Here is a 13916-nt window from a genome sequence, read left to right on the forward strand (position 1 = left end):
TACACCCAGGTGATGAGGTCGGCGAGCCATAGCGATGCGGTGTTCGTAGCGTTCCGCGTCTTCACGCGCCTGATGGTGCACGCGCCGTGGCTCTACCATTTTTCGACGTCCGTGCGCGGACTGTCTGCCACCGAATTCGGCTGGATGATCGCAATCTTCTACCTGGCGGTCGTCCTGCTCGAGGTCCCCTCAGGCGTCCTCGCCGATCGCTTCGGCCGCCGCCGACTGCTCGTGACCGGCGCGTTCGCCAACGTGCTGGCATGCGTGATGCTGGCAACGGCATTCGACTTCCTGGCGTTCGCGATGGCCCAGGTGCTCTTGGCGATCGGCACCGCGACCGTCAGCGGGGCGAACTCCGCGCTGCTCTTCGATCGGCTGGCTGCCGAGGGACGCGAGAAGGACTACGCACGCATCGAAGGGATCTCGCAGGGCGCCTGGCTGATCGTCACCGCCGTCGCGATGGTGCTCGCGGATCTCTTCCTGGTCGAGGGCGGCGATCCGACCCCGGCCGTGATCGTCACGGGAAGTTTCCAGGTCGTCGGTGTCATCTTCGCGTTCGGATTGCACGACAACCCGCAACCTCACGGGAAGAGTGCGCGAGCGATCGCGGCCGCCGCCCTCGAAAACGTGTTGCAGGTTCCCGGAGCAGCGCGCTGGATCGCGATCAGCGTCGGTGTTTTCGTGCTGATCCGATCGGCAATCGTGTTGCTCTACAACCCGATCCTCGACGCCGCCCTGGTGCCAATCGATCGCTGGGGCAGCCTGCTGGCGCTGATCAATCTGGCAGGGGGCGTCGCAGCGTGGCAGGCCCACCGATGGACGGGGGGCCGCGGAGCCGAACGGATGGTGATATTGCTTCCGGTCGCGCTCGTCGGCATGTACGCAGGGCTTGCGACCCTGCACAGCGGCCCGGCGGTTCTGCTCTTCTGCATCCAGGGCGTCGCATTCGGTGTCTACCCGGTGGCGATGCGAACCGTGTTGAACCACCGTATTCCGGACCCACTCCACAGGGCAACCGTCCTCTCGATCGAATCCCTGGCTTGCCGCCTGGCGTTTGCGGGCACAGCGGCTGCGGTAGGTGCCCTGCTCGACCGGGCCGAACTCGGCTGGGCGATCTTTGCTGCGGTTGGTCTGGGCCTTCTACCGCTCCTGGCCAGCGCGCTCCTACCGCCGACGCGACCCTCGACCGGTCAACGCGACGACGGATTATAGGTCGATGCCCGGACGATCTTCAGCCTTTGCCCCGGCCCCAGGCGCGCGTCCTCCGGGAGACCATTGGCCACTGCGGTCTCCGCCACGCTCCAGGCGTTCCCGGTTCGCTGCCCGAACTCACGAAGGGTCTCGCCACTTCGCGCTCCGGTGATGTGCAGGCGCCTCTCCTTGATGCCATTTCGCTCGCCGGGCGAAAGCGGGCGAAAGCTCGCACCGACCTTCACGAGTTCGCTCAACTCGGCATCGGACGCGCGCGGACCGGCGATCCCCGTGATCCGAAACGTTGCCTTGCGATGGGCGATCCATGTGAAGTGGAGCTGCTGGGCACCGTTCTGGCCCTGCATACTGGCCACCGCACGATAGGCCGGGAGCCCTCCGATCTTCGTGCGTCGCCCATTCTCCAGCACCACACCCGCCTTCTTGGCGAACGCCTGTGCAACTTCGGTCGGGTCGGCAACCGCGGGACCACCTTCCAACGTGACGGCGCGATCCTTGTCGGGCGCAATGGCAACGACCACGTCACGGCCATTCCGTGTACGCCAACCCCTGGGAAATCGCAGAGAGAAACCGAAGTTCGGATGCAGGAAGATCTCGCCCTGGAAGACGCCCTGGCTCGGATCCGCGCCGACGAGCAACCCCTCCAGCCGCGACAGGAATCCCGCCTGATCCCGGACGATCGGCGCCACATTGGCCGCCACGAGTTCTTGCGCTCGAGCCGTCGTATCGCGCACCCGCTCGTCGGTCACCGGATGGGAATCGAAGAAGCTTCCCTGCCGGCGCTTGCCGCCCGCTCGCAACACGGAATCGCGATCGAGGGTCGCGAGGAAAGCCGAGATGCCGGCCGGGTCGTAGCCAGCGCGGGCCGCAATCTGCTGGCCGACCTGATCGGCTTGACGCTCCTGATCCCGCCCGTAGGTCGCGATCAAGCCGGCGCCGGCCACCTGACCGAGCTGCGCCACACTCTCTGCGGCGCCTGCACCACCTGCCGCTCCGGCTGCCACGGCGCCTAGCAAGGTAAGCAGGCCCACACCGATCTGCCGGCTCTCCCGACTGGCCGAGTGCCGGGCGGCGACATGGCCGATCTCGTGGCCGATCACTCCAGCGAGTTCGGCCTCGCTACCCGTGATCGCGAGCAGGCCGCGGGAGACGTAGATCCATCCACCCGGCAAGGCGAAGGCGTTGGGCTCCGCCATGTCGGCGATGGCGAAGTGGTACTCGACGTCCTTGCGCGGAGAGTGGCGTGCCAGGCGATCGCCGAGTGCCGAGACGTAGCCGGTGAGCCCCGGCATCTTCACCAGGCCGATCTGTTCCTGGACCTTCGCGGCCTCCTGGCGGCCCAGCTCGGTTTCGCGCTCGGGTGACATGAAGATCACCTGGCGCTCGCCCGTCACCGGATTGATGGCACACGCGCAGTAGACCATCACCACCAGGAGCAGCGCGACCCGCCGGAAACGATGCATCTGCGAACTCAGGCGGTGGCGCTGGGCGCAGGTCGATCGTGCACGAGGACACTGCGGCGTTCATCGAACAGCACACGGATCTTCTGCGGGCCAGCCGCACCCTGCACGACACCGAGGCCCAGCGTCGGATGCTCGATCCGATCGCCCGGATCGAAGTGGTCGTTCAGGCTGTAGGAACGGATCGGTCGGCTCATATCGGCCTCGATGATCTCGTTCTCCGGTTGGGCGGAGGATCGCCGGGAACGCGGCTTGGCCTTGGGCTTCACCCGCCCGGCACTGGCTTCCCAGGCTTCCACCATGCGCGGCTCGCACTGAAGCACGGGAGAACCATCCTCGTAGTTCCAGGGCGGCGTCTCCTTCATCTTGAACGAGACGTACTCGACGCGCAGCCCGAGCTCACCGAGCTCCTTTGCGAGGCGTTCCATTTCGCGAATCCATGCCGCACCGCGCTGGGCTGCGCGCTTGCGGCACAGTTCCCAGTAGCGAGGGCTGCCCGCCACCAGCACGATGGGATGCCCCTCGGCGAACGGTCCCTCGGTATGCGCTCCCAGCTCCTCGGTGAGGGCCGCAGCATTCGCCTCGGCGACCGCCGCGTGAGCGAGCGCAAGGAGCAACGCGCGCAGCGGCGTATCGCCGGTGCCGACTCGTCCTGCGGTCGGCGGCAGCCAACGGGTCGCCATCGCGATCAGGCTGTCATCGGGGCCCCGCCCGACCAGATCGATCTTGTCCAGACCGAAGTTCGGATCGTCCGCACCCTTTTCCTTGTCGGCCGGTGCGCTGCGCAGGGGAACCAGCGGGTGGAGGGCCTCGAAATGCCCTTCCTCATCGGCCATCAGCAGCGGCGGCCCGCCATCCTTGTGGCGCCGCGCCAAGGCGATGCAGAGGTGCTCGCCTTCGCGACCCGCCTTTTCCTCGGCGGCCAGACGGCTGTTGTACGCGACGAGATACTTCTTGCCGGCATCGATGCGGTTGGGAGCGGCGGCCTTCTCGCGCTCGTACTCCGCCAGCAGGATATCGCCCGTAAGTTGGGCGGCAGCCTCCTGGAAGCCCTTGGCCTGGCGCACCAGCTTGTCATTGGCGCGCTCGATGAGCGGATGTTGACCCACGATTCCCCCTCGTGTGGAACGGCGGATAGATCATAACGGCATCCCGCGCCGAGGGCCCCCGCATGGGACCCAAGACGGTTCAGGAACCGGCTTTCGCTGGCATTTTCGGACGCTGGGGGAGCCAGCGCAGGCCGAGAAGAAGCCCCAGAACGCCTGCGTAGGCCAGGGGGGCCGCCAGATCCGCCTTCGCGAGCCAGAGGAAATGCAGCACGGCCAGCCCACCCGCCAGGTAGGTCAGCCGGTGGAGGCGGATCCAGCGCCGCCCGAGCCGGCGCTGCCAGCCCCGGGTGGAGGTGATCGCGAGAGGCAGCAGGCAGAGCAGGGTCGCGAAGCCAATGCTGATGTAGGGCCGCTCGAGAATTTCCTCTGTCAGGAACGTCAGATCGAGCCCGAGGTCGAACACCAGGAACACGAGGAAATGGCAGATCGCATACGTGGCGGCAAGAAGTCCGAAACTGCGCCGATACGGTGCAAGTGAAGACCAACCGAGCCAGCGGCGGGCCGGCGTCACCGCAAGGCAAAGCAGGAGACAGCGCAAGGCCCACTCACCGGTCTCGTGCGTCATGACCTCGACCGGATTGGCACCGAGACCATCCTGCAGGGCACCCCACGCGAGACCCACCAACGGCAGGAGCAACACGGCGATGACCGCCCGGTGCAGCGTGGCGCGGGACGTCAATCGGCTCCTCAGTAGAACTTGCGAAGGTCCATGCCGCGGTAGAGAGATTCCACCTGCTCCGCGTAGCCGTTCAACATCAAGGTAGGCCGCTTTCCCCACTCGCCAATCCGCCGCTCCCGAGCTTGGCTCCAGCGCGGGTGGGAGACCTCGGGGTTCACGTTGGCGAAGAAACCGTACTCGCGCGCGTTTTCCATCTGCCAGGTGGTGCGGGGCTGCTTTTCTGACAGGCGAATCTTCACGATGGATTTGATCGACTTGAAACCGTACTTCCACGGCACGACCAGCCGCAGGGGCGCGCCGTTCTGGTTGGGCAGGACCTTTCCGTACATGCCCACGGCGAGAAGAGTGAGGGGATGCATGGCTTCGTCGATGCGCAGGCCCTCTCGGTAGGGCCAATCCAGGTTGCTGCGACGTTGCCCGGGCATCTGTTCCGGGTCGACGAGGGTTTCGAAGGCGACGTACTTCGCCTTCGAGGTGGGACCGAGACGTTTCAGCACGGCCGCCAACGGAATCCCGACCCACGGGATCACCATGGACCAGGCCTCGACGCAGCGCAGGCGATAGATCCGATCTTCGAGGGCTTGAGGCCGCAACAGGTCATCGAGATCGACGACGCCGGGCCGGCCAACCTCACCCTCGATCGCCACGGACCAGGGCCTTGGGCGCAGGCTCCCCGCACGGGCGGCTGGATCGGATTTGTCGGTGCCGAACTCGTAGAAGTTGTTGTAGGAGGTCGCATCCTTGTAAGCGGTCGGCGGATCCTCGGCCTGCAGCTCCTTCGGGCCCGGAATGACACCTGACAGTGGCTTCAGAGCGGGCCCCCCGTTCGGGCGTGCCTGCGCCGGCTCCGCATCGAAACAGCCGGGCAAGCCCAATCCGACCGCGGTTCCGGCAGCCGCCTGGAGAAACGCCCGCCGGCGCAAGAAGACGCCCTCGGCAGTGATTTCCGAGGACGGAATCGGGGTGGGGCGAAAGCTCCTCATGACAACTCCTGGCGGGTGGCGGCGGTGGGATGCCCGTAGCGGCTGGCAGTTCCGCAGCGACGGATACCCGTAACGGCCGGTGGTTCCTACAGGTACTTGACTCAGGGTAGACTCGGGCCGCACCGGGACCCAGCCGCAGACCGAATCAAGGAGACGAGATGGACTTCCTTCGACCCCACGCCGACAAGATCTACGCCGCGATGCGCATTCTCACGGGCCTCTTGTTCGTCCAACACGGCCTGCAGAAGATCTTCGGCCTGTTCGGCGGCGCGCCGGAGGGAGCGCCGGGCTTCATCGTGTACGGCGCTGGCGCCATCGAACTGGTTGGCGGCGCCCTCGTCGCGATCGGATGGTTCACCGGGCCGGCCGCGTTCATTTCGAGCGGCACCATGGCCTTCGCCTACTTCCTCGGACACGTCGCCCAGAAGGGAAGCCTCCTGCCGATCCTGAACGGCGGCGACCTCCCCATCCTCTACTGCTGGATCTTCCTGCTGATCGCCGCCAGGGGCGCCGGCATCTGGAGTGTCGACGGCGCTGGAACAGCTTCCGCCGACTAGACCGCCTCCGGGCATCGACCGAAGGAGCTGCGATGAGGTGGCCCGCACTCGCAGTTCTGGTTGGCTCGCTCGCGGGTTGTGATGCCAGTGAGCCGGCGGCGCCCATGGACCGAGCCGGTGCCGAGGCGAACGCAGGCGGCCAGCGGGAGCAGGTACTGGGTTCGTTCCTCGAGGCACATTGGAAGCGGCCCGTCCCGGTTCAGGGCCCGGCGCCGGAAGATTGGAGCCCGCTCGAGACTTCGCTGCATCCGAAGGATTGCGGGTCCTGCCATCCGCAACAGCTCGCGGATTGGCAGACCTCATTGCACGCGGACGCATTCTCGCCCGGCTTCTCGGGCCAGCTGATCGAAGGTGGCCTCGCCCAGCCCCATGCATTGCGCGGCTGCCAACGCTGCCATACCCCCCTGGAAGAACAGCAACCCTTCGGCCCGGGGCCGGATCATACGGCAGAGCCCTCTGCCTACGACCCGGAGCTTCGGCAGGCGGGGCTCATCTGTGCGGGCTGCCACGTCCGCGCCCACCGCCGCTTCGGACCGCCGCGCCGCGCAGAACTCCCACCGCTGCCCGAGGCCATTCCGCATGCCGGTTTCGAAACCCGACCCGAGTTTCAGGAATCGCGCTTCTGTGCGCCGTGCCACCAGTTCTTCGACCGCTCCGGCGTGAACGTCCAGAACACCTACTTCGAATGGAAGGAGAGCCCCCACGCAGCCAGGGGCGAGACCTGCCAGAGCTGTCATATGCCGGATCGGCGGCACCTGTGGCGGGGCATCCACGACCGCGAAATGGTCGCCGCCGGGGTCGACGTAGCGTGGGCCGAAGGCGACGCGACCGCGCTCGTCCTCACCGCCCATGGCGTGGGCCACGCGTTTCCTACCTACGTGACACCTCGGGTCGTCATGGCCATCTGGCAGGAAGATGCAGCCGGCCAGGCGATCGAGGGAACCCGGGGCGAGCATACGATCGGCCGCAAGGTGAACTTCCGCAAAGGCGAGGATGTCTTCGATACCCGGGTGCCCGCTGGAGGTACAGCGCGCCTCGAGTACCCACGCCCCCCGGAGCCGGGCGCCGTCGCACTGATCGGTAAGGTCACGGTGGACCCGGACTACCACTACCGGGGCGTGTTCGAGCACTACCTGCCAACCCTGGGCGACACCAAGGCACGCGCATTGATCGCCGAGGCTCTCGAGCGCTCCCAACGCTCCTCCTACACGCTGACAGAGCTGCGCCAACCGCTCTAACCGAGACGACCCAAGACATCGCCGCCGGATCTCGTGATCGGCTGCCTTCGACCACCGCTTCGCTTCTCCTGCGAGACGCAGAGTCGCCGGGGCTGGGCACAGGCCGGGGAAAAGGGGTGGGGACCGGCAGCAGGAGGGGTCGCCGCCGGTCCCCGCATTCGCCTGGATGGGGCGAAGCGATTGCACCACCGGATGAAAGGCAGGGAGCCTTCCGCCCGGCGACGCGACTCATGAGGGTTAGTTACCGCAGGGGTTGCACGGGTTCCCCGCCGAACAAGGATTTGCCCCGCAGGGGTTGCACGGATTCGCCGCGCTGGTGCCGGCCGGGGCCTCGAAGCCCTGTTGGATCTTCTCGACGTAGGCCGTCAAGGCAGCGAGTTGGCGGCCGCTCCAGGAGAGCGGCTCGTTCGCCATCGGCGTGATCATGCAGAACTGCACCATCTCGGCGGCATTCACCTTGTCTACTCCGGCAGCCTGGTGGGGCATCGCCACGCGATGGGGGTACGCGTCGGCGAAACTGGCGTTCATCTGGGTGGTTCCACCAACGTGGCAGGTGGCGCAGGCGACTGCGCCGCTACCCGAGAGCGCCTTGTCATTCCAGAGGGCCTCCCCCTCGGCGACCAGGGCCGCATCGGCCGAAGCCACCTTCACTCCCTTCGGCTGCATGAAGCGCGACGCGTCAGCGCCACCTCCGCCACAGGGGTTGCACGGATTGCCGCCGCACGGATTGCACGGGTTCGCGCCACATGGGTTGCAGGGATTGGCACCGCAAGGGTTGCAGGGGTTCGAAGCGCAGGGGTTGGCCGCGCAGGGATTGCACGGGTTCTCCGCGGCCGCGGGCGGCCCGATCAGCGTGACGGCGAAGACCACCATCCATGCGAGTTGCGAGAGCCGGGCGATGGATCGAATCATTGGAGCGTTCCTTCTGATCGGTCGGACTGCGGGCCGGATCTTCCAGCCTCGGGCGCGACACGAAAAACACTGGCGTCGGGGTGAAAGGCTGCCCAGGCAAACCAGTACCCCTCCACGACCTCGACCCGCGAAGGTGCATCGACATCGAAGACCTGGGCGACATCGTCGTAGCGTATGCGCACTTTCTCACCGGCGAGCTGCTCCTCGGCGAAGCCACCGGCGCGTACGAGCTCTGCTGCCGGATAGCCCCGGGCCACCACGCCCCGGATACGAAGGCCTAACGTCGGCATCTTCGGGTGATAGCGGTCGTCCGAGGGTGCCGGAAACATCAGGCGGGAAGACGTGGCGTAGCCCGCATAGGGTGAGCGTCCGTAGTTCCTCGTGTGACCGGTACGCCGCGAGAGGATCGTCGTATCCGGATGCCGCAGGCGCCAGGCGCCCCAGCTCTCCATGCGCGAGCGCAGCAACTCGAGCTCGCCCCCACGGCTCGCACCCGAGATCGCGCGGGAAGAGATCTGGGACCACAAGCTCCCGGTCTCGCGGTCGTACATGAGAACATCAGATTGGTAGAGCAGACCCGATACGCCGTAGGTTCGCTCCGCACCGGCGACGCGACGATCGAAGACCATTCCGGTACCGCACAACGGACACCAGCTGATCAGCACGGGGCGCCCACCCACGGTGTCGTTGACCAACTCGTGGTGGTCGAGGATCGCCACCGGATAGGCACGGGCTTCGCCGTTCCATTCGAAGCCCAGGACGATGGCGTCATCCTCCCAGGTGAGATCTCCCGAGCTGCCGGCGGGCCCGGTCCTCGGGTGATCGAGGGCCGGGATGCCGTCTTGAGGGGGGCCTCCGGCTCGGATCTCCGCGACCGGGACATCCGCTTCCGCCAGGTCGAAGCCGTTTCGAATCGGCTCCGCAGCCGTCGCGAACGCGATCAGGAGAACGACGTGAATACTCGCGACCGGGCGGCCGAATCTCCTGCTTTGTCCCGCTCCCTCGTGTTCGCCCAAACCTGCCTGCCTCCAGACAGGATTACGGGCTGGAACGCCGCTCCGTTACGCGGGAATCCCCCAGGGTGGCCACTTGTTCCCGCGGGGTATGGCAAATGACACCTCGGCGGGCCCCAGGTCACTCAAGGACTACTGGAAACGCCATGAGATCCCTACTCCGCCTGTCGCTCCGATGCCTGCTCGCCAGCTTGCTGGTCGAGGGCCTCCAGACGAGCGCAGCCCTCGCGGAGGACATCGAGCTGGTCACGGCGACGCTTCCCGTCAGCCTCGCCCCTCTGCCCGCGGTCGGCTCCTTCGCGCCCTCCCTCTACTCGCCGGATCTGCGGGGTGATCCCGCGCTCAGCCGCCTCTGGGCCGAGGCCGTCGAGGCCGAGCGAATCCGCGATGTCGAGCGCACGGCGGACCTGAAGCGGCGTGTCCTCGAACTCCTGCCCGAGGATGTCCATACCCGCTGGCGCCTTGCGCGAGACCTTCTGAACCTCGGCGAGGCCATGCCCGCCGACCAGAAGGAGGAGCGGCTACTGATCTACCGGGAGGCCCGGGCCCTGGCCTCCAGTGCGGCAGCCGATGACCCGGATTGCGTCGAGTGCTGCTTCTACGATTTTGCAGCCACCTCGCGCATCGCGACCATCAAGGGCGCGTTCCGTTCGATTCCTCTGGTCAAGGCGTCCGGCCAGGTGCTCGAACGATGCCTCGCCATGGAGCCTTCCGTCTGGAGCGATACGGACTGGAACCACGAGCGCGGCAACCTCTACTACGGCGCGGCGGTCTACTACCGCATGGTACCCGATACCTGGTGGATGGAGCGGTTGCTCGGCTTTCGTGGGGACAAACGGGCCGCGGTCCAGCTGGCCCGGCAGGCCTACGAAGTAACTCCCAGCCGCGTCGACTATCGGGTGGAACTCGGCGTCGCTCTGATCTGTCTTGGAAACGCCACGGACGAGGATGAGCCCCGCGCCGAAGGCATGGCACTGCTGGGAGGTCTGGATGGCCTGCCCACGCGGATTGCGACCGATCCGCTGGACCGCCTCCGTGCAGCCGAGGTTCGCGCCGAGCCGGACAGTGCCTGCCAGAATGGGCGCTCTTTCGAGATCGAGTAAGTCACGCCGGGCGCGTTAATCTCTAGGTCGTGACGCGTCGAATCGGCTCGGTCGTCTTCTGGGCATTTCTCACGATTTCCTCGATCCTCTTGTTCCCGGTTGCCGTGCTGCTGTGGGCGCTCACCGTCTTGTTCGACAAGCGGCTGTTCCTGCTCCACAAGTTCACCTGCTTCTGGGCCGCGCTCTACACCTGGACGAACCCGATCTGGCCGGTCACGATCGAAGGGCGCGAGAAGATTCGACCGGACGAGACCTACGTAATGGTCTCGAACCACCTTTCGTTGGTGGACATCTTCGTGGTGTTTCGGCTCTTCACCCATTTCAAGTGGGTCTCGAAGATCGAGAACTTCCGATTGCCCTTCATCGGTTGGAACATGCGGCTCAACCGTTACATCGAGCTGCGCCGCGGCGAGCGCAGCAGCGTGATGCAGATGTTCCGTGCCTGCGAGCGGACCCTCGAAGAGGGCAGCTCGATCATGATGTTCCCCGAAGGCACCCGCTCGGTGAACGGGAAGCTCCGGCCCTTCAAGCCAGGCGCTTTCGAACTGGCCATCCGTTGCCAGAGGCCCCTCCTCTTGATCACCATCGAAGGCAGTGACGACGCCCTGCCGAAGCGCGGCTTCGTGCTCCAGGGCAGTCATCCGATTCGCATGAGCGTGTTGGGCGAAATCCCGGTCGAAGAGCTCGGAAACGATGAACATGCTCTCTCCGATCGCGTGCGCAACCAGATGGCGGAACACCTGGGGCAGACTGCCCGCCCGTGACCCGAGGCGCCTGCTCGGTCGCGGAACGCGCAGATGCGGAGTACCGGGCGGCTGTCCTAACCTCGCTGATTCCGCCGCAGAGGAGCCGCCATGGGCCAGTACGGCCGCGAGGAAATCCTGGAAGCCTTCACGCGCTACAAGCAGGCACGTGATGACGCCTCCCGCACGGGAGATTGGGGAATCTGGGCGGCGACCTTTGCGGACGACGCGCACTACATCGAACACGCCTACGGAGAACTCGACGGTCGCCAGGCCATCCAGGACTGGATCCAGGGTGTGATGGCGCCCTTCCCGACGATGACGTTTCCCCAGGATTGGTGGGTGCTCGACGAAGAACGCGACGCCGTCGTGTTCTGCTGCCAGAATCAGTTCCCGGAGCCCTATCAGGAAGACGGCACGCCATTCCAATTCCCGAACTGGACCCGCCTCGTGTATGGCGGAAATGGCCAATGGGCCTCGGAAGAAGACATCTACAACCCGGCCCGAGATGCAGGACGCGTCTTCAAGGCCTGGATCAAGGCCGGCGGAAAGACTCGGGCCGGCGAATCCGTGGCCATGGAGCATCGATAGGATGCCCGTCGCCACTGTCGACTAGCTGCGGAGTCTGTACCCGAAAGAATGATGACGCGTTCCGGATTCCGCTGGCTTGCACTCCCGTGCCTCTCGCTCCTGTGGATCACCGCGGCCTCGGGCGTGCCTGCCAAGCCACCGTCGGCGCGAATCACTCCTTTGCCCGAAGGCGTTTCGGCGCCAACCGTCGACGGCAACCTGGATGATGAGGCCTGGGCCCACGCCGCGTTGATCGGCCCCCTGACCCAGTTGCTTCCAGTCGAGGGCGCCCCACCCAGCGAACGCACCGAAGTGCGGATCACCTATGACCGGAATGCGCTCTACGTCGCCGTCCAGGCTTTCGATCGCGAACCGGACAAGATCGTCGCCTCAGGCATGCGGCGAGATGCCGGCCTGACGCCCGACGACCGCATCAGCTTCCTCCTCGACACTTTCCACGATCACCGCAATGCGTTCCTGTTTTCGACCAATCCGAATGGTGCGCGTTTCGATGGAATCGTCGAGAACAACGTCTCGTTCAAGTCCGAGTGGGACGGGATCTGGTACTCGAAATCCCGCATCCACGAGGATGGATGGAGCTGCGAGTTCGAGATCCCGTTCAAGACACTCACCTTCGATCCGAACGGCTCCACATGGGGCTTCAACCTGCTCCGCACCGTGCGCCGCCACAACGAAGAAAACCGTTGGGCATCGGCGAAGCAGAACAAAGCCATGATCGATGTCTCCGAGGCAGGTACGATCACGGGCCTGCACGGCCTCGAGCAGGGCCTGGGCCTCGATATCAAGCCAGCGGGATCGCTTGGCTGGACGGGGGACCGCGCAGCTGATCGCAGCTTCACGAACCTCGACCCGAGCCTGGATGTCTTCTACCGGGTCACACCCTCGGTCACCGCATCCCTCACCGCCAACACGGATTTTTCCGATGCTGCGGTCGACGCGCGCCAGGTGAACCTCTCGCGCTTCGCCCTCTTCTTTCCGGAAACCCGCGACTTCTTTCTGCAGAACGCCGGTATCTTCGATTTTCCGGTCGGAGGCTCGGGCGCCACGAATGGCATTCCGTTCTTCTCCCGTCGCATCGGAATCTCCGAGGATGGCGACGTCATACCGATCCGCGTCGGCACCAAGATCACCGGCCGCACGGGTCCCTTGAATTTTGGTGCGCTGAATGTGCAGATGGCGGGGCACGGCGACGTCGACGCCAAGAACCTCTCCGTCGGTCGCGCCAAACTGAACATCGGAGAAGAGTCCTTCATCGGCATTCTCGCGACGCATGGCGACCCGCTTACGAACGGCTCGAATAGCCTGTTTTCCGGTGATCTGAACCTTCGCACCAGCAGACTCTTCGGAAATCAGATCCTCGAATTCCGAAGTTGGCTCCAGCATTCGACCACCTCGGGCCCTGTCGGGGATGATGACGCCTGGAGCGTGCGTCTCGCCTACCCGAACGACCGCTGGAACTGGGCCCTCGACATCAAGCAGGTCGGCGAGAACTTCAATCCCGCACTCGGCTTCGTGAACCGACCTGAGACCCGACAGAGCATCGCCACGCTGCGTCGCCGCTGGCGGCCAGTGGGAAGCTCCATTCGATTTCTCGAGGCCTCGGCCTTCGGCATCATGAATACGGACCTGGGCAACGATCTCGAATCGCTGCTCATCAGCTCTTCCGGGCGCATCGAGAACCAGGCGGGCGATTTCTTGAAGCTGGAGGCAAACCACAGAACCGAAGTCCTCGAGACAGGCTTCGAGATCCTCCCGGACATCCTCGTCCCCAAGGATCGATACGACTTCAACCGAGTCACCCTCTCCCTCGGTACCGCGACCTCTCGAACCTTCGCCACGCAGCTCTCATTCGGTGCCGGGACCTTCTACTCGGGCCACATCCGCGCGGGCCGCGTGCTCCTCGAGTGGCGTGCGTCGAAACACTTCTTCGCCTCCCTCGAGTACCTCCAGAACTCCGTGCGTCTCCACGAAGGAAACTTCAGCACCCGACTCGGACGCATGAATTTCAATGTCGTCTTCACGCCCGATCTCTCCTGGGAAACCTTCATTCAGTTCGACAACCTGAGCAACAGCCTGGGTTGGAACAGCCGACTTCGCTGGATCCTCCGACCCGGAGAAGAGGTCGTCTTCGTCTGGAACCAGGCCTTCGACACGGCGAACTACGACCTCCGCAGCACGCAAACCAATCTGATCGGGAAAGTGTCCTGGACGTTCCGGTTCTAGCCGCAATAAGTCAACCAGTGGGGACGGGGTTTACAATTGACTTGTTGAAAGGGGGCAAAGCCCCCTTTCAACAAGTCAATTGTAAACCCCGTCCCC

General features: G+C 65.2%; 13 protein-coding genes. 7 read left to right on the forward strand and 6 right to left on the reverse strand.

Annotation, left to right across the window (positions count from 1 at the left end; translation table 11 throughout):
- Positions 1-12: 12 nt before the first annotated feature.
- Positions 13-1212 (forward strand): MFS transporter, encoded by a 1200-nt coding sequence (locus GY937_03175; protein ID MCP5055710.1) that lies wholly within the window; start codon positions 13-15, stop codon positions 1210-1212.
- Here the strand turns inward: GY937_03175 and GY937_03180 are convergent.
- The 4 genes from GY937_03180 to msrP all read right to left on the reverse strand — a co-directional run bounded on the left by GY937_03180 (position 1191) and on the right by msrP (position 5440).
- Positions 1191-2672, reverse strand: coding sequence for a M48 family metalloprotease (locus tag GY937_03180; GenBank protein MCP5055711.1), 1482 nt, complete (start codon positions 2670-2672; stop codon positions 1191-1193). The two genes, GY937_03175 and GY937_03180, sit on opposite strands and share 22 nt — an antisense overlap.
- Before the next feature lie 8 nt (positions 2673-2680).
- Positions 2681-3778: a hypothetical protein gene (locus tag GY937_03185; GenBank protein MCP5055712.1), complete on the reverse strand. Its 1098-nt coding sequence runs from the start codon at positions 3776-3778 to the stop codon at positions 2681-2683.
- A 79-nt stretch (positions 3779-3857) separates the two neighbouring features.
- A complete protein-coding gene (locus GY937_03190) occupies positions 3858-4343 on the reverse strand; it encodes a sulfoxide reductase heme-binding subunit YedZ (protein ID MCP5055713.1) in 486 nt (161 codons plus the stop codon).
- 122 nt (positions 4344-4465) lie between these two features.
- Complete coding sequence (gene msrP / locus GY937_03195) at positions 4466-5440, reverse strand: protein-methionine-sulfoxide reductase catalytic subunit MsrP (GenBank protein ID MCP5055714.1); 975 nt, start codon at positions 5438-5440, stop codon at positions 4466-4468.
- A 158-nt stretch (positions 5441-5598) separates the two neighbouring features.
- On the opposite strand from msrP, the gene GY937_03200 reads away from it, so the two are divergent.
- Together GY937_03200 and GY937_03205 are read left to right on the forward strand one after the other, a co-directional pair.
- Positions 5599-5997 (forward strand): DoxX family protein, encoded by a 399-nt coding sequence (locus GY937_03200; GenBank protein MCP5055715.1) that lies wholly within the window; start codon positions 5599-5601, stop codon positions 5995-5997.
- A 32-nt stretch (positions 5998-6029) separates the two neighbouring features.
- Entirely contained in the window at positions 6030-7235 is a 1206-nt protein-coding gene (locus tag GY937_03205; protein ID MCP5055716.1) for a hypothetical protein, read from the forward strand.
- A gap of 237 nt (positions 7236-7472) precedes the next feature.
- Here the strand turns inward: GY937_03205 and GY937_03210 are convergent, their stop codons facing one another.
- Both GY937_03210 and GY937_03215 read right to left on the reverse strand, forming a co-directional pair.
- Positions 7473-8147 (reverse strand): cytochrome C peroxidase, encoded by a 675-nt coding sequence (locus GY937_03210; GenBank protein ID MCP5055717.1) that lies wholly within the window; start codon positions 8145-8147, stop codon positions 7473-7475.
- Positions 8144-9163, reverse strand: coding sequence for a DUF3179 domain-containing protein (locus GY937_03215; GenBank protein MCP5055718.1), 1020 nt, complete (start codon positions 9161-9163; stop codon positions 8144-8146). The genes GY937_03210 and GY937_03215 overlap by 4 nt, the downstream gene beginning before the upstream one ends.
- 143 nt (positions 9164-9306) lie before the next feature.
- Here GY937_03215 and GY937_03220 point away from each other — a divergent pair, with 143 nt between their 5' ends.
- The 4 genes from GY937_03220 (at position 9307) to GY937_03235 (ending at position 13820) form a co-directional block, all read left to right on the forward strand.
- Complete coding sequence (locus GY937_03220; GenBank protein ID MCP5055719.1) at positions 9307-10263, forward strand: hypothetical protein; 957 nt, start codon at positions 9307-9309, stop codon at positions 10261-10263.
- 29 nt (positions 10264-10292) lie between these two features.
- The gene (locus GY937_03225; GenBank protein MCP5055720.1) at positions 10293-11027 is read left to right on the forward strand and encodes a 1-acyl-sn-glycerol-3-phosphate acyltransferase; all 735 of its coding nucleotides are present in this window, start codon (positions 10293-10295) and stop codon (positions 11025-11027) included.
- A gap of 90 nt (positions 11028-11117) precedes the next feature.
- Positions 11118-11597 carry a nuclear transport factor 2 family protein gene (locus GY937_03230; protein MCP5055721.1) on the forward strand — a complete coding sequence of 160 codons (480 nt, stop codon included), beginning with the start codon at positions 11118-11120 and terminating at the stop codon, positions 11595-11597.
- A gap of 48 nt (positions 11598-11645) precedes the next feature.
- A complete protein-coding gene (locus GY937_03235) occupies positions 11646-13820 on the forward strand; it encodes a carbohydrate binding family 9 domain-containing protein (GenBank protein MCP5055722.1) in 2175 nt (724 codons plus the stop codon).
- The last annotated feature ends 96 nt before the right edge of the window (positions 13821-13916 follow it).

Source organism: bacterium (genome assembly GCA_024228115.1).
In the GTDB taxonomy this organism is placed as follows: Bacteria; Myxococcota_A; UBA9160; order UBA9160; family UBA6930.

Excerpts from the sequence above, each read along its gene's own strand:
- GY937_03220 (MCP5055719.1), top strand. The coding sequence starts at position 9,307 with ATGAGATCCCTACTCCGCCTGTCGCTCCGATGCCTGCTCGCCAGCTTG.
- GY937_03230 (MCP5055721.1), top strand. The coding sequence starts at position 11,118 with ATGGGCCAGTACGGCCGCGAGGAAATCCTGGAAGCCTTCACGCGCTAC.
- GY937_03180 (MCP5055711.1), bottom strand. The coding sequence starts at position 2,672 with ATGCATCGTTTCCGGCGGGTCGCGCTGCTCCTGGTGGTGATGGTCTAC.
- GY937_03190 (MCP5055713.1), bottom strand. The coding sequence starts at position 4,343 with ATGACGCACGAGACCGGTGAGTGGGCCTTGCGCTGTCTCCTGCTTTGC.
- msrP (MCP5055714.1), bottom strand. The coding sequence starts at position 5,440 with ATGAGGAGCTTTCGCCCCACCCCGATTCCGTCCTCGGAAATCACTGCC.
- GY937_03235 (MCP5055722.1), top strand. The coding sequence starts at position 11,646 with ATGATGACGCGTTCCGGATTCCGCTGGCTTGCACTCCCGTGCCTCTCG.
- GY937_03175 (MCP5055710.1), top strand. The coding sequence starts at position 13 with ATGAGGTCGGCGAGCCATAGCGATGCGGTGTTCGTAGCGTTCCGCGTC.
- GY937_03200 (MCP5055715.1), top strand. The coding sequence starts at position 5,599 with ATGGACTTCCTTCGACCCCACGCCGACAAGATCTACGCCGCGATGCGC.
- GY937_03205 (MCP5055716.1), top strand. The coding sequence starts at position 6,030 with ATGAGGTGGCCCGCACTCGCAGTTCTGGTTGGCTCGCTCGCGGGTTGT.
- GY937_03210 (MCP5055717.1), bottom strand. The coding sequence starts at position 8,147 with ATGATTCGATCCATCGCCCGGCTCTCGCAACTCGCATGGATGGTGGTC.